Consider the following 24,033-nt stretch of genomic DNA (forward strand, 5'->3'; position numbering starts at 1 on the left):
GGGGCATGATTCTGAGCTGTCGACAACCCACTGACGCCTCCGGACCCCCACCGGCCCCCCGGAACCGCACACCCGCGGCGGCGTCACGCCGTACAGCCGCAGAGGAGAACCGCTGATGCCCGCAGGAGCCGCAGACCCGTCCAGCAACGGCCGGGCGCCCTACGAGGGCGAGCGTTCGGTGGGGCAGCTGTTCGCGGCGGCCACCGCCGACCTGTCCGCGCTGGTCCACGACGAGATCGCGCTCGCCAAGGCCGAGATCCGGGCGGACGTCAAGCGCGGCGTCTCGGGCGGCGTCTCGCTGATCGTCGCCGGTGTGGTGGCGCTGTTCTCCATCCCGATGCTGAGCGCGGCGGCGGCCTTCGGCATCCACGCGCTGGGCCTGTCGCTGGGCTGGTCGTTCCTGATCGTGGCGGGCGCCTACCTGCTGCTCGCGGTGCTGCTCGGGATGCTGGCCTGGCGTTCGTTCAAGAAGATCGAGAAGCCGGTGCGCACCATCGAGGGCGCCCAGAAGACCGCCGACGTGCTGAAGAACGCCCGGCCGCGCCCGGCCACCCAGGAGGAGATCGACCGCGCCTTCGGCCGCATCCCGTAACCGGACTCCCCCACGGCGGCCCCGCCGGCGGCGCGAGGCGGACCCGCCGGCGACCCGTGGCGGACCCGCCGGCGGCGGACGGCGGACCCGCCGACAACGAGTGCCGGGCACGTGTCCGACGCGCGGATGTGACACGCTCTCGGTATGCCGCTTGACCAGACGCCCGTGCCCGCGACGCCGTCCGCCGCCTCCGGCCCCGACTCCGCTGCGGGACTCACCTCCGCAGGCCCCGCCGGATCCGAGGCCGCCGGCCCCGCCGGAGCGCCGGGAGCCCCGGCGGAGGGCGGCGCCGACTGGAGCGTCCGGCAGCCCGGCCCGTGGACACACCGCGACCTCGCGGCCAACGGCGCCCGGTTCCACATCGCCGAGCTGGGCTCCGGCCCGCTGGTACTGCTGGTGCACGGCTGGCCCCAGTACTGGTGGGCCTGGCGCCACCAGCTGACCGCGCTCGCCGAGGCCGGTTACCGCGCGGTGGCGCTCGACCTGCGCGGCATCGGCGGCAGCGACCGCACCCCGCGCGGGTACGACCCGGGGAACCTCGCCCTGGACATCACCGGGGTGATCCGCTCCCTCGGCGAGCGCCGGGCACACCTGGTCGGGCACGCCTCCGGCGGCACCCTGGCCTGGGTGGCGGCGGTGATGCGACCGTCCGTCATCCAGAGCCTCACGGTGGTCTCCGCCGCGCACCCGCGGGACCTGCGCCGGGCGCTGCTGACCGACCGCCGGCAGTTCGCCGCCTTCGACCACGTCCTGGGCTTCCAGCGGCCGTGGATACCGGAGCGCCGCCTGGTGGCCGACGACGCCGCGCTGGTCGGCCGCTACCTGGCCGACTGGACCGGCCCGAACGGCCTGGACGAGGCCGCGGTGCACGCGTACCGGCAGGCGATCCAGATCCCCAGCACGGCGCACTGCTCGATCGAGCCGTACCGCTGGCTGCTGCGCTCGATGGCCCGGCCGGACGGCATCCAGTTCGCCCGCCGGATGAAGAAGCCGATCACCGCGCCGACGCTGCACGTCCAGGGCGCGGCGGACCCGGTGCTGCTGTCGCACACCGCGCTCGGCGGCGGCGAGTACGTGGCGGCGCCGTACCGCTGGCGGCTGCTGCCCGGGGTCGGGCACTTCCCGCACGAGGAGGCACCGGAGGAGTTCACCGCCGAGCTGCTGGACTGGGTCGGCCGCCACAAGGAGTGAGTCCGCGGCCGGACAGCGCCGCGGACCGTACGCACCGCAGCCGTACGGCGCCCCGGACCCGACCGTACGTACGGTCGGGCGGAAGGCTTCCGCGGACCCTCCGGCCTCAACTCCCTTATTTTTACGCTGATATGACAACCGCATAGGCCAATTTGGGCGAGACCCGGGCGGTTACCTCCACCGGCCCAGGGGCATCCCTACCGGTATGAGTTGGATGCCCGAAAGCGGCGGCGCCCCGCGCGGCCGACGTCACAACAGCCCCCAGCGTTCCGCCCACCGGCCCGACCGCGCGGACGACCTCGGCTTCGACGGCCCCGACGGCCGTCAGCGCACCGAGCGGCGGCAGCTCGGCATCCCCCGCATCCTCGGCCGGCGCGCCCGCTGGGTGGGCGCACGACTGCGGCGCGAGACCTGAGGCCCCGCGCCGCGTCCGTCGGCCGGTCTGCCGGTCTGCCGGTGCGCCGGTCTGCCGATGCGCCGGTCTGCCGATGCGCCGGACGCCCGGCGCACCCGTTCAGTTCACGATCGTCGGTGACAGCGCGGTGAACCAGAGCAGGACGAAGGTCGCCACCGACATGATCGGCACCAGCACCTTGGTCTCCACGCTGTTGCCGCTGCGTTTGATCAGCACGACCTCGTAGCGCTCCTTGTGCGGCCAGAGCAGCGGCGCGCCCTTCTTGGTCAGGCAGTCGCCGAGCAGGTGCGCCAGCGTGCCCAGGCCCACCGCGTACGGCAGCCAGCCCGGCGAGTTGGGCATCCAGGTGTTCATCCCGAAGGTGCCCAGCGCGGCCAGGCCGATGACGGTGATCCACGCCTCCGGGCCGTCCCCCGGCGGACAGAGCCGCAGGGCCCGGATCGCGAGCGCCAGCAGGAAGAAGGTCAGCCCGAGCGTGAAGTTGCGGCCCAGGTAGGTGACCCCGGCCCAGGTGCCGCCGCCCGTCAGCGCGACGAACAGCAGCGAGTGGGTGGCGTGCCGGTGGCCGCCGGAGACCCAGGCCACGAATCGGCAGAGCACCTTGGAGACCGGGCCGAGGAAGTTGGCGATCGAGCCGTCGTGGTGGTCGAGGTCCGGCAGCAGGGCCGCGCCCGCGCACAGCACCGTGCCCATCAGTATGTCCGCCGGCTGGAGGGTGGCGTGCAGCAGCAGCGGGGGCAGGAAGGGGGCCGAGGCCGCGTACAGCATCGCCCCGCTCACCGCGTGCGAATGACCCATCATCGGACTGCCACGACCTCCCGTCGGGCCCACGCCGGGACGGCGCCCGGTTGAGCCGAACGGGTGAGCGCGGCCGAGGCTACCAGGGCTGCCTGACGGTGCGACGGACATCGCACGGCGCGCCCACCCGGCTCCGGCCCGAGGCGCACCGGGCCGAGGCGCTCCGGCAAACGAGGCGCACCGGGCCGGGGCACCGGCCCCGCCCCCGGGCGGCCCCGCCCCCGGTCAGAGCGCGCAGCCCTGGGTGTCCACCCGGACGGTCGCCGCCCCGCCCTGCTCGGCGTCCTCGCGCACCTCGGCCGCGGTCAGCACGTACCCGGTGTCCGCGCTGTCCAGGGACTTGGCGAAGACCACCCCGTACACCTCGCCCTCCGGGGTGAGCAGCGGCCCGCCGCTGTTGCCCTGCCGGACCAGCGACCGCACCGAGTACACGTCGCGGACGACCTGGCCGCGGTGGTAGATGTCCGGGCCGTTGGCCTGGATCCGGCCCCGGATGCGGGCCGGCTGGACGTTGAAGGCGCCGTTCTCCGGGAAGCCGGCCACGATCGCGCTGTCGTTCGTCCTGGCCTCGCCCGCGAAGGCCAGCGCGGGCGCGTTCAGCTTGGGCACGTCCAGCACCGCGATGTCGCGCTGCCAGTCGTAGCGGACCACCGTCGCGTCGTACAGCTGGCCGACCCCGCCGATCTGCACGGTCGGCTCGTTGACCCCGCCCACCACGTGGGCGTTGGTCATCACCCGGTGCGGGGCGAAGACGAAACCGCTGCCCTCCAGGGTCTTGCCGCAGGAGGTCGCGGTGCCGACCACCTTGACCAGGCTCTGCCGGGCCCGCGCCACCGCCGCGCTGCCGGCCAGGGCCGGGTCGGGGGTGTCGACCTGGGTGATCGGCTCGTGCTCGAAGGGGTTGAAGACCTGCGGGAAGCCGTTGCGCGCGAGCACCTTGGAGAAGTCCGAGAACCAGTTCGGCGCGTCGCTGGGCAGCGCGTTCTGCACCCCGCCCAGGACCGCCGAGGAGCGGACCTGCTTGGAGACCGTCGGCAGCGACGCCCCGGCCAGCGCCGAGCCGATCAGCCAGGCCACCAGCAGCATCGAGACGACGTTCACGACCGCGCCGCCGCTCGCGTCCAGCACCCGGGCCGGGCGCCGCCCGATGTGCCCGCGCAGCTTCCAGCCGAAGTGCGCGGTGACCGCCTGTCCGATCGCGGCGAGGACGATCACCACCACCACGGCCACCACGGAGGCCGTGGTGCCGGGGCCGATGCGGTCGAGCAGCAGCAGCGGCAGCAACTCGACGGCGAGCAGGCCGCCGCCGAGGAAGCCGACCAGCGAGAGCACGCCGACCACGAAGCCCTGCCGGTAGCCCGACACGGCGAAGGCCACGGCCGCGGCGATCAGCAGCACATCCAGGACGTTCACTCGGACACCCTCCCACGGCCCGCGCGCCGGGCGCGCCGACGGCCGGTCACGAAGCGTCGGCGTCGCCGCCCGGCAGCACCCGGGAGTGTTCGAGGTCACCCTGGACCAGCGCGAGCGCCTCGTCCGACAGGTCGACGATCCGGGACGGGTCCCAGGGCAGCTCCAGGCCGCTGTGGTGCAGCACCCGGTCGATCACCCCGGCGGTGAAGCCCCAGACCAGCCGTCCGGCGACGGCGAAGGCCGGCCCCACGTGCCCGGACGGGTGGCGCAACCGCACCCGGTTCGCCGGGTCCGCCAGCTCCGCGATCGTGACCCGGAACACCGCGCCGGTCTCGGCCGCGTCCACCGGGCGCACCGGCGACTCCTCGCGCCACCAGCCGAGCACCGGGGTCACCACGAAGCTGCTCACCGGGATGTACAGCCGGGGCAGCTCCGCGAACACCTGCACCCCGGCCGGGTCCAGGCCGGTCTCCTCCCACGCCTCGCGCAGCGCCGCCGCGATCGGGCCCGGTCCGTTCGGATCGCCGTCCTCCGGGTCCAGCGCACCGCCCGGGAAGGACGGCTGCCCGGCGTGCGAGCGCAGCGAACGGGCCCGCTCGATCAGCAGCAGGTCCGGCCCCTGCGGCCCCTCGCCGAACAGCATCAGCACGGCCGCGGGCCGACCGCCCTCGGCCGGCGGCAGGAAGCGGCTCAGCTGCTCCGGCAGCACCCGCTCGGCCGCCTCGCGGACCGGCTCCAGCCAGTCCGGCAGCCCGTCCGGTTCGAGGCCCCGCACGACTCCCCCGGCCTCCGGCCCGGGGTGCCCCCACCGCCCGCTCACGCGTCCACCGCCAGGTCCGCGACCCGACCCCGGTGCGCGGCGGCGTCCGCCCGCGCGGCCGCCTCCCCGGGGAAGTCGGCCGGCGGCCGCAGCCGCTGCCCGGGGTGGCCGCCCATCTCGTACTTCAACAGCTTGCGCGCCTTCTCCGGGTCGGTCTCCCCCTCGCCGTACGAGGGGCAGAGCGGCGCGATCGGGCAGGCGCCGCAGGCGGGCTTCTGGGAGTGGCAGATCCGGCGGCCGTGGAAGACCACCCGGTGCGAGAGCATCGTCCACTCCGACTTCGGGAAGATCGCGGCGACGGCCGCCTCGACCTTCACCGGGTCGTCCTCGGTGGTCCAGCCGAACCGCCGGGCCAGCCGCCCGAAGTGGGTGTCCACGGTGATCCCGGGGACGCCGAAGGCGTTGCCGAGGACGACGTTGGCGGTCTTGCGGCCGACGCCGGGCAGCGTCACCAGGTCGGCCAGCCGGCCGGGGACCTCGCCGCCGAACTCGTCGCGCAGCGCTATCGACAGACCGATGAGCGACTTCGCCTTGTTCCGGAAGAAGCCGGTCGGGCGGATGACCTCCTCCAGCTCCTCCGGGTTCGCCGCCGCCATGTCCTCCGGCGTCGGGTACTTCGCGAACAGCGCCGGGGTGGTCTGGTTCACCCGCAGGTCGGTGGTCTGCGCCGACAGCACGGTGGCCACCAGCAGTTGGAAGGGGTTCTCGAAGTCCAGCTCCGGGTGCGCGTACGGGTACAGCTCCGCCAGCTCGCGGTTGATCCTCCGGGCCCGCCGCACCATCGCCAGGTGCGATTCCGGCTTCCTCGGCTTCACCGCCGCCGTCTTCGCCGCCGGCTTCTTCGCCGCGACCTTCCGGACCTTGCTCTCTGCCATGCACGAAGGCTACGCCGACCGGCAGGCCCCCCGCGGCCGATCAAGCACGGAAGGGGCCCCGGCGGGGGTGTGTTGTCTAATGAAGACTGCCTGTGACGGTTGCCCGACGGGGGGAGTTCGGATGATCAGGGTCATGTTGGCCGAGGACATGAGCATGGTGCGCGGCGCGCTGATGGCCCTCCTCGCGTACGAGGAGGACCTCGAGGTCGTCGCCGACGTGGAGCGCGGGGACCTGGTGGTGCCGACCGCCCTGCGGGTCCGCCCGGACGTCGCGGTGCTCGACATCGACCTGCCCGGGCTGGACGGGCTGCGGGCGGCGGCCGAGCTCCACGAGAAGCTCCCGGAGTGCGGCACGCTCGTCCTCACCGGACTGGTGCGACCGGCCTACCTGCGCGCCGCGTTCTCCGCCCGTGCGCTCGGTTTCCTCGGAAAGGACGCCCCGGCCCAGGAGTTGGCCGCGGCGATCAGGAAGGTCGCCGCCGGCGAGCGGGTCGTCGACCCGGAGCTGGCGCTGGCCGCCCTGGACACCCGGGAGAACCCGCTGACGCCCAGGGAGCTCGACACCCTGCGGCTGGCCGCCGAGGGGGACTCCGTCAGCGAGATCGCCGCCCGGCTGTTCATCTCCGCGGGCACCGCCCGCAACCACCTGGCCGCCGCGGTGGCCAAGACCGGCGGGCGCAGCCGGGTGGACGCGATCCGGATCGCCGAGGAGATGGGCTGGCTGTCGGTCGGGCCCCGCAACGGCTGACGCTGACTCCCCGGCAGCCGAGGAGGCGGTCGGCGCCGTCCAGTGGCGGCGCGCGGCCGGCGTCGTTCAGCGGGCGCCGGTGGGGCTCCGCCAGTGCCCGGTCAGGTCGCGGTAGAGACCGGACTTCGCCAGCAGTTCGCCGTGGCCGCCCACGACGGCGTCCGTTCCGTCCATCACGAGGACCCGGTCGGCCCGCAGCGCCGAACTCATCCGGTGGGCGATGACCAGCAGGGAGCCCGGGCGGTCGATGAACGCCTCCTCGGCCCTGGCCTCGGCGACCGGGTCCAGGTGGCAGGTGGCCTCGTCCAGGATGGCCAGGCCGGCCGGGGACAGGTAGGCACGGGCCAGCGCGATCTGCTGGCGCTCACCGGCCGAGAGCGCGGCCGGGACGACCTCCGCCCGGTAGCCGCCGAGCCGGTCGACCAGGCGTTCCAGGCCGACGGCGGCCACCGCCCGGTCCAGGTCGCCCGGCCCGGCGCCGGGGTCGAGGTACCCCAGGTTCTCGGCGAGCGTGCCGGTGAAGACATAGGCCTCCTGCGGGATCAGCACGCGGTGGCGGGCGAGTTCGGCGGGGTCGTCGGGCAGCGGGCGCCCACCGAGGCGCACCTCGCCGGCGGTGGGCCGGTGCAGCCCGGCGACCAGCCCGGCCAGCGTCGACTTCCCGATCCCGCTGGGGCCGACCACCACCAGGTGCTCCCCCGGGCCGATCACCAGGTCGAGGTCGCGCACCACCGGCTCGGCGCCGGGGCCGTAGGCGAAGGTGACCCTGCTCAGCTCGACGCCCGGCCCGGCGCCGCACGGGCCGGACGCACGCGGCGCGGGCCCGGACCGCTCGGCGGTGGCGGCCCCCCGGAGAGCGACCGGGCCCGGCGGGGTGCGCCCGACGGGCACCGCGCCCGACGGGGTGGACTCGGCCGTCACGGCGCCCGACGGGGTGGACTCCAGGATGCGCCGCAGCGTGACCGCCAGCCGCACGCCGCTGCCGCCCAGGCCCTGGACCAGGGTCTGGAGGGCGGGTTGGAGCCCCTGCATCAGGTAGGTGACGGAGCCGAGCAGCGCGCCGGACGTCACCCCGCGACCGGCCAGCCAGGAGGCCGCGGAGAGCAGCAGGACCAGCGGCAGCCAGCCGCCGACGGCCAGGACCAGGGTCCGGTTGGCGGTCAGCCGGGCGACCCGGCGCGCCGCCACGGCCTGCCGCTCGACCGCCGCCGAGAGCCGGTCCCCCGTCCACCGCTCCGCGCCGGCCGCCGTCACGTCGCGCAGCCCGCCGAGGACGGTGCCCGCCTCCGCGGCGAGGTTCTCGTCGGCGAGCAGCAGCTCCCGCTGGCCGTCCACCGTGCGGCGGAGCATCAGCGCCAGCAGGCCAGCCGCCGCCAGGAGCGGCGGCAGCACCACCGCCAGGACCAGCGGCTCCAGGAAGCACATCCCCAACAGCGCGCCGCCGACGCTGAAGACGAACCGGCGGACGACCATGGCGATCCCGGCGTACGCCTCCCGGACGATCTCCACCTGCTGGGTCAGCCGGGCGACGCCCGCGGTGTCGGGCCGGCCGGGCGACGCCTGCGCCGCCCGCAGCCCGCCGGCCACCACCCGCCCGACCAGGTCGTCCCGCAGCGGCTCCACCAGGGCCGCCAGCCGAGGGTAGACCTGGCGGGACGCCCACGCGCCCAGGAAGACGGCGAGGCCGAGCAGCGCCAGATGGAGCATGCCGACGGCCGGACGGCCGGCGCCGAAGCCGTCGTCGACGGAGCCTGCCACCAGCCGGCCGGCCGCGAACCCGGGCAGCGCCTCGACCGTCGACCAGAGCGCCAACTGGGCGACCACGCGCGGTCGGTGGCGCAGCGGAGCGAGCAGCTCGGCCCGGAGCGGGACCTTCGGGGCCGCCGGCCCGCGCCCGTCCACCAGCCCACGCCCGTTCACCCTCCCACCTCGACGGCGTCGGCGGCGCAGCCTCCGGGCACGGCCCCGGCCCCGGCCCCGGCCTCGGCTCCGACGGCGGCTTCGGCCTCGTCGGAGCGGAACACGGCCCGGTACTCGGGCAGTTGCCAGAGTTCGTCGTGCGTGCCGATCCGCCGGATGCCGCCACCGTCCAGCCAGGCCACCCGGTCGCACCGGGCGGCGGTGGAGGCCCGGTGGGCGACGATCAGACGGGTGCGGTCGGCCAGCTCGGTGGTGAGCGCGGTACCGACCCGGAACTCCGTCACGGTGTCCAGGCTGGAGGTCGCGTCGTCGAGCACCAGGACCCGGCCGCGGTGCGCGAACGCCCTTGCCAGACCGAGCCGTTGGGCCTCGCCGCCGGACATCGGCACGCTGCGCGGGTCGGTGCGGTAGCCCTCCGGCAGGCGTTCGACGAAGTCGGCGATGCAGGCCGCCGCGGCGGCCCGGGAGAGCCGCGCCCGGTCCGTCTCGGCCACGTCGCCGAGGGCGATGGCCTCGCCGAGCGTCCCGCCCAGCAGGGCCGGGCGCTCGAAGGCGTACCCGACGGCGCCGCGCAGCTCCTCGCGCGACAGCCCGGCCAGCGGCACCCCGTCCAGCAGGACGGCCCCGGACTGCGGGTCCGTCAGCCTTCCCGCCACCGATGCCAGGAGGGACTTCCCGCTGCCGGACCGGCCGACGATCGCGAGCGAGGTCCCGCCCGGCACCGTCAGGTCGACGCCGTCGAGCAGCGTCCGCCCGTCCACCCGTACGGTGACCGCGCGGAGTTCGAGGCGGCCCGGGCCGGAGGGGAGCGCGCCCGTCCCGTAGGCCATGGGGGGCTCGGCGAGCACCTCCTGGAGGCGCCTCGCGCCGGCCCTGGCCCGGGCGAGCCGGCCGAGGAGCATCGCGGTCATCCCGATGCCGGCCCCCAGGGCGGCGTACCGGGCGGCCGCCAGCATCCCGCCGGGGGTGACCCGGCCGGCGGCCAGTCCGAAGCCGGCCACCGAGAGGACGGCGACCTCCAACAGCGGCACCAGTAGGGCGCTGCGGGTCGCGACCGTGGTCTGCGCCCGCCAGAAGGCGTGGCCGAGCCCGCTCAGCTCCGGGAGCGGGCGCAGCACGCGTTCCGTCTCCCGCTCCGTGGTGCCCGCGGCGGCGATGGTCCGGATGCCGCCCAGGGCCTCGACGAAGCCGGCCGCGATGCGGCCCTGGACCTGCTGGTAGCGGGCGATCAGGCCCGACATGTCCCGGGCGTACGAGCGCAGGAGCAGGACGAGGACGGGCGTGCCGACCAGGAAGGTCAGGGCGAGCCAGGGGTCGATCAGCCAGAGGGCGACGACGCTGGTGAGGGCCGGCAGGACGGAGAGCGCCGCCCACACGGCGGTCTCCGCGGCGGCGCCCGCGTCGGCGGCGCCGCCGACCAGCCGGGCGGTGAGGTCGCCGGGGCCGAAGCGGGCGGTGGCCCGGCCGCCCAGGGTGAGCAGGTGGGCGAGCTGGGCCCGGCGCAGCCAGGCCGTGCCGGCGGCGGAACCGCGGCCCGCGGCGAGGTCGGAGAGCACCTCGCAGACGACGAACGCGACGATCACCGCGGTGCAGGTGGTGATCCGCCCGTCGCCCGTCCGACCGGCCATCGCGCTGTCCACGGCGGCCCCGACCACCGCCGGCAGCAGCACCTGGGCCAGCACGCTGCCGAGGGCCGCGAGGACCAGGACGGCGGTCCAGCCGCCGGTGCGGCGCACCGCGCCCAGCAGCAGCCGGTCGGCGGCGCGGCCGGTGGACGGCGCGGCCGGGCCGTCCACCGCCGGCGCCCGGCCCGGTCGCTCCGGTCGCTTCGGTCGCTCCGGTCGGCCCGCGCGGCCCGGCGGGGAGTCGCTCCTCACCCTGCTCCTCCGGGTCGTCGTGGCGCCCGCGGATGCCGCGGTCGCACGGATGGGATCGTGAACGCACCGGCATCCCGGTCCCGGGCGGGGCGCCCCGCCCGGGACCGGGATGCCTGGCCGACCAGCCGGCCGGTCGGCGCCGGCGTCAGTTGCAGAACAGCCAGCTGGAGTTCGAGCAGTCGACGCTCGCGCCGCTGCCCATCGGGGTCATCTCCTCGGCCTCGGCCGGAAGCTCCATCGTCTGCAGGTCGAGCAGTGCCATGGTCCTGTTCCTCTCCGGTGTGTCGTGCGGTGGTCAGTGCGGCGGTGCGGTGGCCGGTTCCGCCGTGCGGTGGTCAGAACCGCCGTGCGGCGGCACACCGCACCGCCTGTCGGGCCGGTGTCAGTTGCAGAACAGCCAGCTGGAGTTCGAGCAGTCGTAGCTCGCTCCGCTGTCCATCGGGCCCATCTCCTCGGCCTCGGCCGGAAGCTCCATCGTCTGCAGGTCGAGCAGCGCCATGATCCTGTTCCTCTCCGGTGTGTCGTGCGGTGGTCAGTGCGGCGGTGCGGTGGCCGGTTCCGCCGTGCGGTGGTCAGAACCGCCGTTCGGCGGCACACCGCACCGCCTGTCGGGCCGGTGTCAGTTGCAGAACAGCCAGCTGGAGTTCGAGCAGTCGATGCTCGCTCCGCTGTCCATCGGGCCCATCTCCTCGGCCTCGGCCGGAAGCTCCATCGTCTGCAGGTCGAGCAGCGCCATGATCCTGTTCCTCTCCATGGTTCGGTTCTGTCCTCATGGGCACCCTTCCGGGACCGGAAGGGCGGTCTGTGGAGCGCACGGACGTGCGCCGGTAGGTGGGCGCACGGGCGTGTGCCGGTAGGCGGGCGCACGGGCGATGCGCCGGTACGGGCGGGCGCGCGCGGGGCGCAGGCCGGGGTCGGCGGGCGGGGCGCCCGCCGGAGTCGGGCCCGTTCAGGCGGTCCGGGCCGGCCCGAGGAAGGGCAGCTGGGCCGAGGGCTCGCCGAGGGCCGCGCCGAGGGCGAGGAGGACGCCCGCGGAGCCGGTGGCGAGGTCCATCGACAGCCGGAGCAACTGCTCGCCGGGGTAGGCGAGCCCGCCCTGAAAGGCGAGCGCGTGCAGGGACAGCGCCCCGATCTGCGCGGCCACGTCCGGGTCGTCGGCCGGCCGCGCGGCCCGGGAGGTCGAGGCGAGGTGGTGCAGGATGCCGGCCCGCCCGTTGAAGAGGCCGGACAGCACGTAGTGCTCGGACTGCGAGGAGGTCCGCACGCCCTCGGCGGCGGCCCGGAACCGCTCGTCCTCCCGGTGCGCCAGGTAGCGGTCCAGGACGATCCCCAGGCCGGCGCTGCCGGTCGCGAGGTAGGGCATCGAGCGCCAGCCCTCGTTGACGTGGAGGGCGCCGTCCTCGCGGGCCAGGCAGCGGCGCAGGTCCTGCCGCAGCGCGGTGGCGGCCAGGTCCAGGTGGGCCCGGTCACCGGTCCGCTCGTACATCCGGACGAACATCAGGGCCGGGCCGGCGGAGCCGCGCATCAGGCCGGCGTACGGGTGGCGTCCCCCGCTGGTCAGCGGGACGTCCTCGGCGCCGCCGAGCCGTCCGGCGACCAGTTCGGCGGCCCGCAGGGCGGCCTCGCCCAGCGCGGACTCGCCGGTCGCGTCGGCGAAGTGCGCGAGGTTGAGCGCGAGGCCGGACAGCCCGCTCTGCAGGTCGTTGCCCAGGCGCTCCCAGCCCTCGGCGAGGCAGAGCTCCAGGACCTTCAGCGCTTCGGCGCGGTGCCCGAGCCGGTCGAGCACGTGGGCCACGCCGTGCAGGCCGTCGTAGAAGCCCAGCCGGGCCCGCGCGTCCCTGCGCAGGGCGCGGTCCAGCAGCCACTGCTCGTGCTGCGGGAAGCGGCCGGCGCCGGTCGCGTCCAGCGCGTAGAGCACCCCGGCGGCGCCGTGGGCGAGGTTGAGCGCACCGGTGCTGAACTGCTCGATGTCGCCGGGGAACAGCCGGTCGTCGCGGTCCGGGGTGGCACTCGCCAGGATGGCGCCGGCCAGCGAGTCACGGGTGGCGGCCCAGGCGGGCGCCTCCGGCGCCGGCAGCGGCAGGGCGGCCGGGTCGAAGACCGTCGCGGCGGTGCCGGTGGACGGCCGCGCGAGCTGGCCGGCCTCGCCGCCCGGGCCGAGGATGTCCCGAACCGCCTCGTCGAGGAACTCGCGCGGCACCGGGAACCGCCGGGCGATCTCGTCCGCCAGGTGCCGGGCCTTGCCGAGGCTCTGGCGGAGCATCGCGGTCAGCGGCATGAACATCGCGAGCCGCAGGCAGCCCAGGGCGTAGCGGTCGACGTCGAAGCCGGTCCGGTCGCGCGGCGCCGCGTAGGCGGGGTTGCCGAGCGCGGGCCCGGTCTGCTCCTCCACCGGGGCCGCGACCTCGAAGTCGATCAGCGCGACCGAGCCGTCCGGGCGGACCATCACGTTGAACGGGTGCAGGTCGCCGAAGACCACGCCGCGCCCGTGCAGTCGGGCCACCGCCGCCTCGACGGCCCGGCAGATCCCGATCGCCCACTGCGTGTACCCGGCGATCTCGGCCCGGTCCGTCCGGGACGCGTTGTACGGGTAGCGCTTGCCGAAGAAACGGTTCAGCGGCTGGCCGTCCAGGAACTCCTCGACCAGGAAGTGGTGGTCGCCGACGGTGAAGTAGTCGATCACCCCGGGCACGACGTCCAGTCCGGCGAGCCGTTCGAGGATGTCCCGTTCGTGCCGCAGCCGGTCGACCGCGTCCTTCCCGTCGTTGGTCAGGCCGGCGTGCGGCCGGGCCTCCTTGAGCACGATCGGCGCGCCGGTGCGGGTGTCCACGCCGGTGTAGATGCCGCCGCCGTTGGAGAAGTGCAGCGCCTTGTCGATCCGGTACGGCAGGTCCTCGACGGTCTCCCGCTTCCGGGCCTCCAGCTGGGGGACCAGGAACTCCGGCAGCTCCACCCACTCCGGGACGTGGAAGACCGGCTCGCGGCGGTCCGGCACCAGCGTGCCGTCCGGCGCCTCGACGGCCTGGACGAGCACGCCCTGTTCGGAGACCGTGTGCCGTTCGGTGAAGCCGCCGTAGCGCACGTACAGCGGGCCCGCGTTCCAGCGCAGGTCGCTCAGGATGTACGGGCCCGGCTCGCCGCCGACGCGCGCCTCCAGGGCGTCCAGCACGGCCTTCAGCTGGGCCTCGTCCCGCGGGTAGACGGTGACCAGCTTCCCGCTGGCGCCGCGGTGGGCGTACTTCGTGTTCCGGGTCTGCAGGATGTGCCGGCCGGCCAGGTGCTTGAACGGGATGCCCTCGGCGTAGCAGTGGGCCGACACCTCGTCGATGATCCGGTCGGCGTTCTGCTGCGTGCCCGAGGCGTGGACCTTCCAACCCTGCCCGGGCAGCGGCTCGCCGCCCTCGGGGCGGTGGACGATCCAGTCGCCGTGGCCGGCCCGGCTCCAGCCCGCGGGCATCGGCCGGCCGGCGATGGCGAATTCCAGGCCCTCCCGCCGGAACTCGGCGGGCGAGTCGAAGAACGTCGGATCGGCCATACAGTACACGTCGTATTGCTTGGACATTGGTCGGCCCCCGTGGCTTCTCCGAAAAGACGTCGAAAGACTTCGAGTAGCTCTGAACAACTCCGAATGGCACTGGACGGAACCGGACGGCAGCACCCGGCGCCGAACCGGTCCGAATACGCCGGCGACAGCCCGGCCGCGTTCGCGGGACTCCGTACGGCCGGGCGGGGAGTGCGTTTCGACCCGATTCCCGGCGGTCCGTGTCCGATTATTTCGAACAGGCTCGATCATTACATCCGGATGAAGGTTTGGCCACGCCGTACTCCATGGAATTACCCGTGCGATTCGCATGGGTCCGCCCGTGCGTTGCCCATCCCGCCCGCCACCCGCCCGGCCCGGCGGCCCCATCGGCCGAACGGCCCGTTACGCCCGGGTGCGGATTTGGCTAGGCTGGCCGCGGATAGGGGGAAGGGCGGCACACGAGGAGGGGATTCCCGTTTTCTCACGGACTGTGGATTCCGGCGATCCGGAAGGGGCCCGTTCGGTTTCCGACCGGGGCCCGGCGGTCCGGCTCGACGCGGTGACCAAGGTGTACGGGCAGGGGCCGGGGGCCGTGCACGCGCTGCGCGGGGTGTCGATGGAGTTCCGGCGCGGCGGGTTCACCGCGGTGATGGGGCCCTCCGGCTCCGGGAAGAGCACCTTCCTGCACTGCGCCGCCGGGCTCGACCGGCCGACCTCCGGGACGGTCCGGCTGGCCGGCCGGGACCTGGCCGCGCTCGGCCCGAACGAGCTGACGGTCCTGCGCCGGGAGCGGATCGGCTTCGTCTTCCAGGCCTTCAACCTGCTCCCGTCGCTGACGGTGGAACAGAACATCACCCTGCCGCTGCGGCTGGCCCGGCGCCGCCCCGACCGGGCCTGGCTCGCGGAGATCGTCGAACGGACCGGCCTGACCGAGCGGGTGCGGCACCTGCCCGCCCAGCTCTCCGGCGGCCAGCAGCAGCGGGTGGCGATCGCCCGGGCCCTGGTCACCCGGCCCGAGGTGGTCTTCGCGGACGAGCCCACCGGCGCCCTGGACAGCACCACCGGGGCGGAGGTCCTGCGGCTGCTGCGGCACGTGGTGGACGGGCTGGGGCAGACCGTGGTCATGGTGACCCACGACCCGATCGCCGCCTCCCACGCGGACCGGGTCCTCTTCCTGGCCGACGGCGCCTTCGCCGAGGCCCTGGAGCGGCCCACGCCGGAGCGGGTGGCCGAGCGGATGACCGTCCTGGGAAGGCGCTGACGACATGCTCCTGCTGGCCTGGCAGACGGTGCGCGCCCGGAAGGCGGGCTTCGCCGGCGCCTTCACCGCGCTCGCGTTCGCGCTCGTGCTGACCACCGCCTGCGGCGTGCTGCTGGAGTCCGCCCTGCGCACCGGCAGGCCGACCGAGCGGTACGCCGCGGCCCCGGTCGTGGTCGGCGGCGACACCCGCATCCCGGACGCCGGGCCGCTGACCGCCGCGCTGGCCGGCCTGCCCGGCGTCACGGCCGCCGTCCCCGAGCTCTCCTTCCCGGCGGCCGTCGCCACCGCGGACGGCAGGGTCCTGTCCGGACCGCACGGCGGCCCCTCGCTCGGGCACTCCTGGTCCAGCGCCGGGCTCGCCCCCTACCGGCTGACCTCCGGCCGCGCCCCGGCCGGCCCCGACGAGGTGGTCCTCGACGGGGCCACCGCCGCCCGGGCCGGTGTCGCCGCCGGCGACACCGTGCGGCTGGCCACCGTCGAGGCCCCCCGGGCCTACACCGTGGCCGGTCTGGCCGCTCCGGCCGCGGAGTCGACGCGCCAGAGCGCGCTCTTCTTCAGCCCCGCGCAGGCCGCCGTGCTCGCCCGGACGACGACCGGCGCGGACGCCATCGGCCTCACCGTCCAGGACGGGACCGACCTGGCGGCGCTGGCCGGGCGGGCCCGGCAGGCGGTGGCCGCGGCCCGGCCGCAGGACGCCTCCCCGTACGAGCCCGGGCCCGCGGTGCGCACCGGCGAGGAGCGCGGCGGGCTGGAGTTCTCCGGCACCTCCGGGCCCGGGGACGGCCTGTCCTCGCTCGCCGGGACGATGGGTGTCCTGTCGCTGTTCGTCTCGGTCTTCGTGGTGGCCGGGGCGCTGGCCCTCGCCGTCCAGCAGCGGCTGCGCGAGATGGCGCTGCTGCGGGCGGTCGGCGCCACCACCGGGCAGGTGCGGCGGATGATCGCGCTGGAGGCGCTGGTGCTGACCGCCGCGGCCGCGGTCGTCGGCCTCCCGCTCGGGACGGGACTGGCCGCGCTGCTGCGGGGGGTGCTGGCCGACCGCGGGGTGATCGACCCGGACGTGCCGCTGCACGTCGGGCCGACCGCCCCGCTGGTCGTCCTCGGCGGCACCGTCGTCACCGCCCAGCTGGCCGTCTGGGCCGCCGCCCGCCGGGCCTCCCGGATCGATCCCACCCAGGCCCTGCGCGACTCCTCGGCCCCGCCCGGCGGCATCGGACGGATCCGCACCGGGCTCGGGCTGGTGACGCTCGTCGTGTCCGGGGTGGTGCTGGCCGGCTCGACGGGCGGCCGCGGCGGCGCGGGGACGGCCGAGAGCATGGTGCTGGTGCTGCTGCTCGGCGTGGCCCTGCTGGGGCCGCTGATCGGCCGGGTCGCCAGTGCGGCGATCGGCGGGCCGGTGGGCCGGCTCTTCCCCGTCGCCGGCTTCCTCGCCTCCGCGGCCCTGCGGGCCCAGCCCCGGCGCTTCGCCGCCGCCGTCACGCCGCTGGTCCTGGCGGTGGCCTTCACCGGCAGCGTGCTCTTCGTCCCGGTCGTCAAGGCACAGGCCGGTGCGGCCGAGGAGGGCCGGCGGCTGCTGGCCGACCACGTCGTCCAGGCCGGGGGCATCGGCCTGCCGGCGGAATTCACCGAAGCCGTCCGCGGGTTGCCGGGCGTCGCGGCGGCCGGCGGGCTGGCCCCGAGCCTCGTGATGGTCTCCGCCGGCTCCGCGGCGGGCCTCGGCGGCATGCGCGGGGCGGACGCCCGGATCGTGGACCCGCGGGGGCTGGAGCAGCTGGTCGACCCCGGGGTGCGGGCCGGCTCGCTGGACGGGCTGCGCGGCGACGGCATCGCGCTGGGGCAGCGGACGGCCACCGCCCTCGGGGTCGACGTCGGCGCCACCGTCCGGATCCGCTGGGGGGACGGCACCGACAGCACCGCGACGGTGGCGGCCGTCTACGACCGCGACTCCCGGTTCGCCGACGCGCTGCTGCCCACCGGCTTCGCCACCGCCCACACGCCGGCCCCGCTCGCGTCGACCGTACTGGTCCGCACGGCCCCCGGCGCCGACCCCCGGCAGGTGGGCCGGGAACTGCGGGGCCTCGCCCCGGCCTACCCGATGGCGCGGGTCAGCGACCGGGCCGGCTACCAGGAGGCGCGCCGGCACCAGCAGGAGGCCGCCACCGCGGTCGGCCGGCTGCTGCTCGGCATCATCAGCCTGTTCACCGCCATCTCGGTGGTCAACACCCTGGTGATGGCGACGACCGAGCGGCTCCGGGAGTTCGCGCTGCTGCGGCTGGTGGGGACCACCCGCCGCCAGGTGCTGCGGATGATGGCCTGGGAGGGCGGGATCACCGTCGCCGTGGCGCTCGCGCTGGGCGCGGGCGTCACCGCCGCCGTCCTCGTCCCGGTCAGCCTCGCACTCACCGGGACGGGCTGGCCCTCGCTGCCCGGGAGTTGGGTGACCGCGGTGCTGGGCGGGGCGGCGCTGCTGGGGCTGGGCACCGTCCTGCTGACCACCCGGCTGGCGCTGCGGCGGGAGCCGGCCGAGGCGATCGGGGTGCGCGACTAGGGCGGGCCCGTCCGCAGCGGCCGACGGTCCGGGACGGCCGACGGTCCGCAGCGGCCGACGGTCCGGCGCCGGTCAGGCGGCCGTGGGGCCCCGCGCGGCGCGGGCGGCGGTCCGGGCGGCCGCCGGGGCCTCGACGACCACGGAGAGGCGGAACCAGCCGCAGGCGTCCTGGTCGACCGTCAGCCTGCCGCCCACGGAGTGCATCCGCTCCGTGAGGTTCTCGATCCCGTGCCCGCCCCCGTGCCCGTGCCCGCCGCCCGGCTCCTCCGGCGCGCCGTCCGCCGGGACGCCGTCGTTGGAGACCACCAGGCTGAGGGTGCCGAGCTCGTCCCGCTCGGCCCGGATCCCGCAGCGCCGGGGCACGCTGTGCCGCAGCATGTTGGTGACCCCCTCCCGCACCACGGTGGCCAGCGCCGCGTCCAGCTCCGGCCGCAGCACACCGCAGTCCAGGGCGACGTCGACGCTGACTCCCGCCGCCCGCAGCGCCGAGGCGGCCGAACGCGACTCCCGCGCCAGGGACATCTTGAGGTCCCCGCTGGAGATCCAGCGGGTGTCCGCCATCGCCTGCCGCACCATGGCCAGCACCTCGGAGATCTCCGCGCGGGCCCGCTTCGGGTCCTCCAGGGCCAGCCGCTCGGCGAGTTGGCACTTCAGCGCGGCCACCGAGAGGCTGTAGCCGAGCAGGTCGTGCAGGTCCCGGGCGAAGCGCAGCCGCTCCTGGTCCACCGCGCGCTCGGCCAGCTCCGTCCTGGCCGCCCTCAACTCGGCCGTCAGGTCGGCGAGTCGGGCCACGCCGTACACGACGATGCCGCCCGCGGCGGTGGAGACGACGGCGTTGACGCACTGGCCGACGTTCCCGCCCAGGCCCGCGCACAGCGGGTACTGGCCGGCCACCATGGCACCGAAGAGGATCCAGGAGCGGGGCGGGGCGACGGTCAGCAGCACCGACCCGGCGAAGGAGCCGGGGATGCCGACCCACGAACCGTCGAAGACGAGGAACGGCAGGTAGGTGAGCACCCCGTGGACGAGCAGCGTCCAGGGCGACCGGATCCGCTCCTGGCGCCACAGCCCGGAGTGCAGGATCTGGAAGCCCAGCAGCAGCACCAGGACGACGACGGCGGGCAGTTGGTACACCAGGCCGTCGTGGTTGCGGACCGTGGCCACCACCGACGCGGTGAAGAAGCCGACGGCCACCATGACGACGATGCCCTGGGTCAGTCTCGACAGCGGGTCGCCGGCGCTCCCCGCCGCCCGGGGCCGGGGCGGCCACCAGGAACGGCGACCAGCGTCGATTCGGTCCGCAGTCCGACCCATGGTGAGCTCCCGGTAGACGACGTGGCCCGCCTTCGGCGCACGGAGGCCCGCCGTAAGCGCGGCACGCCCCCCGTGCGCCTCACCCAGAGCATAGTTCCCGTCGGCAATCCCCCGTTAACATAAGGTCATTGACTGGTAATGAGGGCTGCGGAGTCCGTATGCGGCCGCGGAGTCCGAATACGGGCGGCCGCGGCGACTGCGCGGACGCTCCGGTCAGCGGTCGGATCCGGCCAGTTCCCGGACGAACCGGGGGACGTCCACCGTGCCCCAGCCGCTCGCGGTGTCGAAGCCCGGCCCGGCGGCGAACCCGGGCACCCCGCCGTAGTCGTTGCGGCCCTCGGTGACGTCGGTGATGCCGGCCGCGCCGCCCCTCGGCCCGAGCCGGTACAGCCGGGGGTTGATGTCCCCGAGCCGTCCGCCGTGCTGCTGGACGGCGAGCGCCACCACCCCGGCGAAGAGCGCGGCGGACTGCGAGGTGCCGATCGCGCCCTGCATGGTCACGTCGGGGACGGAGCGGCCGACCGCCTCCCCACGGCCCGCCGCGGACCGCTGCCACCAGGGCCGGGCGAAGGACGAGGAGTGCCCGGCGCCCGACTTGGGCCAGAGCGTGTCGGGGGCGGTCCGGTTGCCCTCGCGGTCCACGTGCAGCTGCACCGCGCCCACCGCCGTGACGCGCGGGTCGGAGGCCGGCCAGGCCACCACCCGCCGGTCGTGGGTGCGGTCGGGCCGGTCCCGCAGCGGTCCGGTGGCGCCGTGGTCCCCGGAGGACGCCACCAGCGTGACCCCGGCCCGGTTCGCGCGGGTGAACGCCCGCCCGAGGCGGTGGACCGAATCCGGGTCCGCGAAGTTCTGCTCGGGCGTCCCGAAGCTCATCGAGACCACGTCGGCGGTGCCGTGCTCGGTCAGGTGGTCGAGGGCCGCCATCATCTCCGGCATCCCGGTCTCGCCCTGGGTCTCGTCGACCGGGATCGCGGTCACGACGATCCGGGCCCCCGGCGCCAGCGAGTGGATCATCGCCACGTCGACCCTGGTCTCCTGCTGCCAGGCGCGGCAGTTCGCGGTGTCCACCCCCGGGTCGGTGCAGGACGGCACCTTGCCCAGCGGTTCGAGGTGCCGGATGTCCGCGGGCGGCAGTCCGTAGGTCCCGTCGTACTGCTCGATGAACTCCTCCAGCCGGGGATCCCCGTAGGAGACCAGGACGGCCACCGTCACCCCCTTTCCGGTGATCCCCCGCTGCCACAGTTCCGCCGCCCGGTACGGCACCGCGATGGACGGCTCCCCGGTCGGGTCGGACCTCCCCGCGGCCGCACCGGACGGCGCCGGGAGCGCGAGGAGCCCGCACAGCACCGGGAACATGACGCAGGCTCGGCGCAGCGCCGCGCCGCGGCGGGACTTTCGGGCGGTGTCCACGTCCACTCTCCCCCTTGTCGTCGAGGACTCTCAGAGCCTCATGATCCGGTTCGAGCGGTGCGGGGGCAGGGCCTCTCGGCGGGAACGTGGATTATCCACGGGCCGGGGCGTGCGTCCCGGGCGGACGTCAGCCCACGGTCCGGCCGATCGTCCCCTCCAGGCTGTTCAGCAGGCCGCTGAGCGCCTCGGCGAGCCGGTCCTGTTCGGCGGGGGTGAGGCCGGCCAGCAGCGCGCGGTCGTAGGCGACCAGCTCCTGGACCAGCCCGTCCACGAGCGTGCGGCCCTCCCCGGTGAGGGCGAGGTGGGCGACCCTGCGGTCGCGGTCGTCGGTGCGGCGGCTGACCAGGCCGCGCTCCTCCAGCAGCCGCAGCCGCTTGGTGACGGCGGCGCCGGAGGCGAAGCTCTCCCGGGCCAGCTGGGTCGGGGTCAGCTCGCGGTCGAGGCGGCGCAGGGCGCCGAGGATGTCGAACTCGGCGCGGGTGAGGCCGGCCCGGGTGAGCGGGTCGGGGGTCTGCTGGAGCAGCGCGGCGCAGCGGTTGATCCGGCCGAGGACGGCGATCGGACCGGTGTCCAGCCCCGGGTAGGCCCGCTCCCACTGGCGCAGCACACCTGCGACGACGTCCTCCACGTGTGCTGCTCCCGTTCTGCGGCCTGCCGGTCTGCCGTTCGGCTCCGATCCTAGGGGGAGTCCCCGGAATTCCTGCCGGGGGCGCCTCACGCCGGATCCGGCAGGTCCTCCCGGCCGCGGCGCTCCAGCAGCGCGGCCAGCAGGTGGTGGCCCTGCTGCTCGGTGGCGGCGGCGCGCTGGTGCGGGAGGTCCGGGCGGCGCCACTCGCCGGCCGCGGTGTCGGCGGCCTCGCGCAGCTCCAGCAGGGCGGCGGCGAGGCCGGTGCGGGCGGCGCGCGCCTCGGGGGCGTCCGGAGCCCAGGCGTCGAGCACGGCGGTCCGCGCCCGGTGGCCGGCCGCCTCAGCTCCGGCCAGGGCACGGGCCAGCCGGGCGGCGGTGCGGCGGTTGGTGACCAGCAGGCAGGCCGCGAGGCCGGTGAGCGCCCCGACGCAGGTGTCCAGCCAGCGGTCGGCGACCAGCGTCCCGGCCGGCTGGGGGCCCGCGAACTCGGTCATCAGCAGCGCCATCGGCGTCACGAAGACCGTGGCCAGCCAGTAGCTGCGGGCGATCGTCGCCTCCGCGCCGAACTGGCAGACCAGTCCGAGGCCGATCAGCGCCACCGGGCCCGAGTGCGCGACGGGCAGCGCGGCGGTGAACAGCAGCAGCCCGAGCAGGTTGCCCAGCACCCGCTGCAGCGCACGCTGCCAGGACAGCGTGCTGTTGGCCTGGAACACCGAGGCGGCGGTGACCACCGCCCAGTACGGCCGGCCGACGCCGAGCGCCAGCGAGAGCCACCCGGCGGCGGCGCAGCCCACCCCGACCCGCAGCGCGATCGGCAGCAGGGCCGAGCCGGGCCGCAGGGCGGGGCGGATCGGCGCCCGGGGGCCGGGCCGGGGGCCGGGCGGCGCGGCCGTCTCGGCGGCCTCGGCCGCGGTGAGGCCGAGCGGGGGCAGCGGACGGCCGCGCCGCAGGTCGCGGGCGCGGTCGAGGTACCAGTCGGCGTCCTCGGGCCGGTCCGCTCCGGCCAGCGCGGCCTCCGCGCGCACCAGCAGCCGCTCGGGCGCGTCGCCGAGGGCGCGCCGGCGGCCCGGGGCGCTGAGCGCGAGGCTCTGCCGGGCCGCCGCGACGGCGCCGACCAGGGCGGTACGGGCGGCGGCGTCCGGCCCGCCGGGCCCGGTCCGCAGCAGCCGGGCCGCGGCCTCCAGGGCGCGGGCGGTGGCGGTCCGCTCGGGCCCGTAGGGGCGCGCCAGGGCCGGGGCCATGCAGACCAGCCAGGCCAGGGCGGCGCCGAGCACGGTCAGCGCCAGGTGCGACGGCACCCCGGTGAGCCGCTGCGGGACGAAGGCGCAGCTGGCGGAGGTGAAGGTGATGATCAGACTGCCGGGCGGGCCGACCCTCGCGGCGTCGCAGAGCAGCTTGTGCAGGGCGGCGAGCACCGCCGCGACCGCGACCAGGACGGCGGCGTCGCCGGTCAGCGCGGCGGCCGTGAGGGCGGCGCCGGTGCTGAGCACGGTGCCGAGCAGCACACCGGCCAGCGTCCGGGCGCGGGCGCGGTACGGCAGGCCGTGCCCGTACAGCGCGCCCAGGCCGCCGGCCGAGGTGTAGAGCGCGAGGTCGAGCCGGCCGCAGCCGAGCAGGGCGAGGTTGAGAGCGCCGAGGGTGACCACGGCACTGAGCGCGGGCTTGTGCCAGCCGTCCCCGGCCGGACCGACCCGAAGTACCTGGCGGAGCTGGGCGGTGGTGACCATGCAGAGAAGATTAGCAGGTAATTTATCCGTAAAACATATTCTCGCCCGACCCGGCGGTCGGAAGAAGTCCCGGCCGCAGCGATGAGTTCCGCGGCGGCCCGCGGTCTACCCCCGTGACCGAACCGCACGACGGAAGGAACACCCCATGACCACCGTGGTCTCCCCCGACGGAACCGTCCTCGCCTGCTCCGTCACCGGCTCCGGCCCGGCGGTCGTCCTGGTCGACGGCGCGCTGTGCCGACGCGCCGTCGGCCCGGGCGCCGCGATCGCCGAGCAGCTGGCGGAGCACCACACGGTGTGGACCTACGACCGGCGCGGGCGCGGCGAGAGCGGGGACACCGCGCCCTTCGCGGTCAAGCGCGAGATCGAGGACCTGGCCGCCGTCATCGCGGCGGCGGGCGGGTCGGCCCGCGTCCTCGGCGTCTCCTCGGGCGCCGCGCTCGCCCTGCGGGCCGCGGCCGCGGGCGCCGGCATCAGCCGGCTCGCCGTCTACGAGCCGCCGTTCAGCACCGGGGAGGAGCAGGGCGAGCGCTTCCGCCGGTACGTCGCCGAGCTGACGGCGGCGCTCGCCGAGGGGCGCCGCGGGGACGCCGTCGCGGCGCTCATGGTCTACGCCGGGGCGCCGGCGGAGCTGGTGGACGGGATGCGCGGGGCGCCGCTGTGGCCGCTGTTCGAGGCGGTCGCCCCGACGCTGGCGTACGACGCGGCGGCCCTCGGCGGCCGGACCGGTGCGGCCGTCCCGGTCGACCTGCTGGCCACGGTGGCCGTGCCGACCCTGGTCCTGGACGGCGGCGCCAGCCCGCAGACGCTGCGGGCCCCGGCGCGCGCGGTGGCGGCGGCCGTGCCGGGCGCCCGGTACCGGACGCTGGACGGCCAGACCCACGAGGTGGCCGCCGAGGTGCTGGCACCGGAGCTGCTGGCGTTCTACGCCTGACCCGCGGGCCGGGCGCGCCGGCCGGCCTTGCGGCGCCCGCCG

General features: G+C 75.8%; 21 protein-coding genes. 7 read left to right on the plus strand and 14 right to left on the minus strand.

Annotation, left to right across the window (positions count from 1 at the left end; all coding sequences use genetic code 11):
* Positions 1-115 precede the first annotated feature (115 nt).
* The 3 genes from ACH5AR_RS26400 (at position 116) to ACH5AR_RS26410 (ending at position 2,198) form a co-directional block, all read left to right on the plus strand.
* Positions 116-592: a phage holin family protein gene (locus tag ACH5AR_RS26400; RefSeq protein ID WP_380458037.1), complete on the plus strand. Its 477-nt coding sequence runs from the start codon at positions 116-118 to the stop codon at positions 590-592.
* Positions 593-736: 144 nt separating this feature from the next.
* Positions 737-1,783: an alpha/beta fold hydrolase gene (locus ACH5AR_RS26405; protein ID WP_396303993.1), complete on the plus strand. Its 1,047-nt coding sequence runs from the start codon at positions 737-739 to the stop codon at positions 1,781-1,783.
* A gap of 205 nt (positions 1,784-1,988) precedes the next feature.
* Positions 1,989-2,198, plus strand: a complete 210-nt coding sequence (locus ACH5AR_RS26410) for a hypothetical protein (RefSeq protein ID WP_159028462.1) — start codon at positions 1,989-1,991, stop codon at positions 2,196-2,198.
* 99 nt (positions 2,199-2,297) lie between these two features.
* Here the strand turns inward: ACH5AR_RS26410 and ACH5AR_RS26415 are convergent, their stop codons facing one another.
* The 4 genes from ACH5AR_RS26415 to nth all read right to left on the minus strand — a co-directional run bounded on the left by ACH5AR_RS26415 (position 2,298) and on the right by nth (position 6,104).
* A complete protein-coding gene (locus tag ACH5AR_RS26415) occupies positions 2,298-2,996 on the minus strand; it encodes a metal-dependent hydrolase (protein WP_396303994.1) in 699 nt (232 codons plus the stop codon).
* Between the two features lie 225 nt (positions 2,997-3,221).
* The gene (locus ACH5AR_RS26420) at positions 3,222-4,409 is read right to left on the minus strand and encodes a MarP family serine protease (RefSeq protein WP_396303995.1); all 1,188 of its coding nucleotides are present in this window, start codon (positions 4,407-4,409) and stop codon (positions 3,222-3,224) included.
* A 46-nt stretch (positions 4,410-4,455) separates the two neighbouring features.
* Positions 4,456-5,184, minus strand: a complete 729-nt coding sequence (locus ACH5AR_RS26425) for an NUDIX hydrolase (RefSeq protein WP_396303996.1) — start codon at positions 5,182-5,184, stop codon at positions 4,456-4,458.
* Between the two features lie 41 nt (positions 5,185-5,225).
* Positions 5,226-6,104, minus strand: coding sequence for an endonuclease III (gene nth, locus ACH5AR_RS26430; RefSeq protein WP_396303997.1), 879 nt, complete (start codon positions 6,102-6,104; stop codon positions 5,226-5,228).
* Between the two features lie 121 nt (positions 6,105-6,225).
* Between nth and ACH5AR_RS26435 the strand changes: the two genes are divergently transcribed.
* The gene (locus tag ACH5AR_RS26435; protein WP_396303998.1) at positions 6,226-6,852 is read left to right on the plus strand and encodes a DNA-binding response regulator; all 627 of its coding nucleotides are present in this window, start codon (positions 6,226-6,228) and stop codon (positions 6,850-6,852) included.
* 66 nt (positions 6,853-6,918) lie between these two features.
* Here the strand turns inward: ACH5AR_RS26435 and ACH5AR_RS26440 are convergent, their stop codons facing one another.
* The 6 genes from ACH5AR_RS26440 to lanKC form a co-directional block, all read right to left on the minus strand.
* On the minus strand, positions 6,919-8,772 hold the full coding sequence (locus tag ACH5AR_RS26440; RefSeq protein WP_396303999.1) for an ATP-binding cassette domain-containing protein: 1,854 nt from the start codon (positions 8,770-8,772) through the stop codon (positions 6,919-6,921).
* Positions 8,769-10,568: an ABC transporter ATP-binding protein gene (locus ACH5AR_RS26445; protein ID WP_396304000.1), complete on the minus strand. Its 1,800-nt coding sequence runs from the start codon at positions 10,566-10,568 to the stop codon at positions 8,769-8,771. The genes ACH5AR_RS26440 and ACH5AR_RS26445 overlap by 4 nt, the downstream gene beginning before the upstream one ends.
* Before the next feature lie 226 nt (positions 10,569-10,794).
* Positions 10,795-10,911 carry a SapB/AmfS family lanthipeptide gene (locus ACH5AR_RS26450; protein ID WP_396304001.1) on the minus strand — a complete coding sequence of 39 codons (117 nt, stop codon included), beginning with the start codon at positions 10,909-10,911 and terminating at the stop codon, positions 10,795-10,797.
* 120 nt (positions 10,912-11,031) lie between these two features.
* On the minus strand, positions 11,032-11,148 hold the full coding sequence (locus ACH5AR_RS26455; RefSeq protein ID WP_396304002.1) for a SapB/AmfS family lanthipeptide: 117 nt from the start codon (positions 11,146-11,148) through the stop codon (positions 11,032-11,034).
* Positions 11,149-11,268: 120 nt separating this feature from the next.
* On the minus strand, positions 11,269-11,403 hold the full coding sequence (locus ACH5AR_RS26460) for a SapB/AmfS family lanthipeptide (protein ID WP_396304003.1): 135 nt from the start codon (positions 11,401-11,403) through the stop codon (positions 11,269-11,271).
* Between the two features lie 195 nt (positions 11,404-11,598).
* On the minus strand, positions 11,599-14,184 hold the full coding sequence (lanKC, locus tag ACH5AR_RS26465; protein ID WP_396304004.1) for a class III lanthionine synthetase LanKC: 2,586 nt from the start codon (positions 14,182-14,184) through the stop codon (positions 11,599-11,601).
* Positions 14,185-14,662: 478 nt separating this feature from the next.
* Here lanKC and ACH5AR_RS26470 point away from each other — a divergent pair, with 478 nt between their 5' ends.
* Together ACH5AR_RS26470 and ACH5AR_RS26475 are read left to right on the plus strand one after the other, a co-directional pair.
* Positions 14,663-15,433, plus strand: coding sequence for an ABC transporter ATP-binding protein (locus tag ACH5AR_RS26470; protein WP_396304005.1), 771 nt, complete (start codon positions 14,663-14,665; stop codon positions 15,431-15,433).
* A gap of 4 nt (positions 15,434-15,437) precedes the next feature.
* Positions 15,438-17,978 (plus strand): ABC transporter permease, encoded by a 2,541-nt coding sequence (locus ACH5AR_RS26475; RefSeq protein ID WP_396304006.1) that lies wholly within the window; start codon positions 15,438-15,440, stop codon positions 17,976-17,978.
* Positions 17,979-18,050: 72 nt separating this feature from the next.
* Here ACH5AR_RS26475 and ACH5AR_RS26480 read toward each other — a convergent pair whose 3' ends face one another.
* The 4 genes from ACH5AR_RS26480 to ACH5AR_RS26495 all read right to left on the minus strand — a co-directional run bounded on the left by ACH5AR_RS26480 (position 18,051) and on the right by ACH5AR_RS26495 (position 23,057).
* On the minus strand, positions 18,051-19,292 hold the full coding sequence (locus tag ACH5AR_RS26480) for a sensor histidine kinase (protein WP_396304007.1): 1,242 nt from the start codon (positions 19,290-19,292) through the stop codon (positions 18,051-18,053).
* Between the two features lie 213 nt (positions 19,293-19,505).
* Positions 19,506-20,702, minus strand: a complete 1,197-nt coding sequence (locus ACH5AR_RS26485; protein WP_396304008.1) for a S8 family serine peptidase — start codon at positions 20,700-20,702, stop codon at positions 19,506-19,508.
* Positions 20,703-20,829: 127 nt separating this feature from the next.
* Complete coding sequence (locus tag ACH5AR_RS26490) at positions 20,830-21,330, minus strand: MarR family winged helix-turn-helix transcriptional regulator (protein WP_396304009.1); 501 nt, start codon at positions 21,328-21,330, stop codon at positions 20,830-20,832.
* Positions 21,331-21,416: 86 nt separating this feature from the next.
* On the minus strand, positions 21,417-23,057 hold the full coding sequence (locus ACH5AR_RS26495) for an FUSC family protein (protein ID WP_396304010.1): 1,641 nt from the start codon (positions 23,055-23,057) through the stop codon (positions 21,417-21,419).
* A gap of 145 nt (positions 23,058-23,202) precedes the next feature.
* Here ACH5AR_RS26495 and ACH5AR_RS26500 point away from each other — a divergent pair, with 145 nt between their 5' ends.
* Positions 23,203-23,991 carry an alpha/beta fold hydrolase gene (locus tag ACH5AR_RS26500; RefSeq protein ID WP_396304011.1) on the plus strand — a complete coding sequence of 263 codons (789 nt, stop codon included), beginning with the start codon at positions 23,203-23,205 and terminating at the stop codon, positions 23,989-23,991.
* The last annotated feature ends 42 nt before the right edge of the window (positions 23,992-24,033 follow it).

This window comes from Kitasatospora sp. NPDC018619, assembly GCF_044391605.1.
GTDB lineage: Bacteria > Actinomycetota > Actinomycetes > Streptomycetales > Streptomycetaceae > Kitasatospora.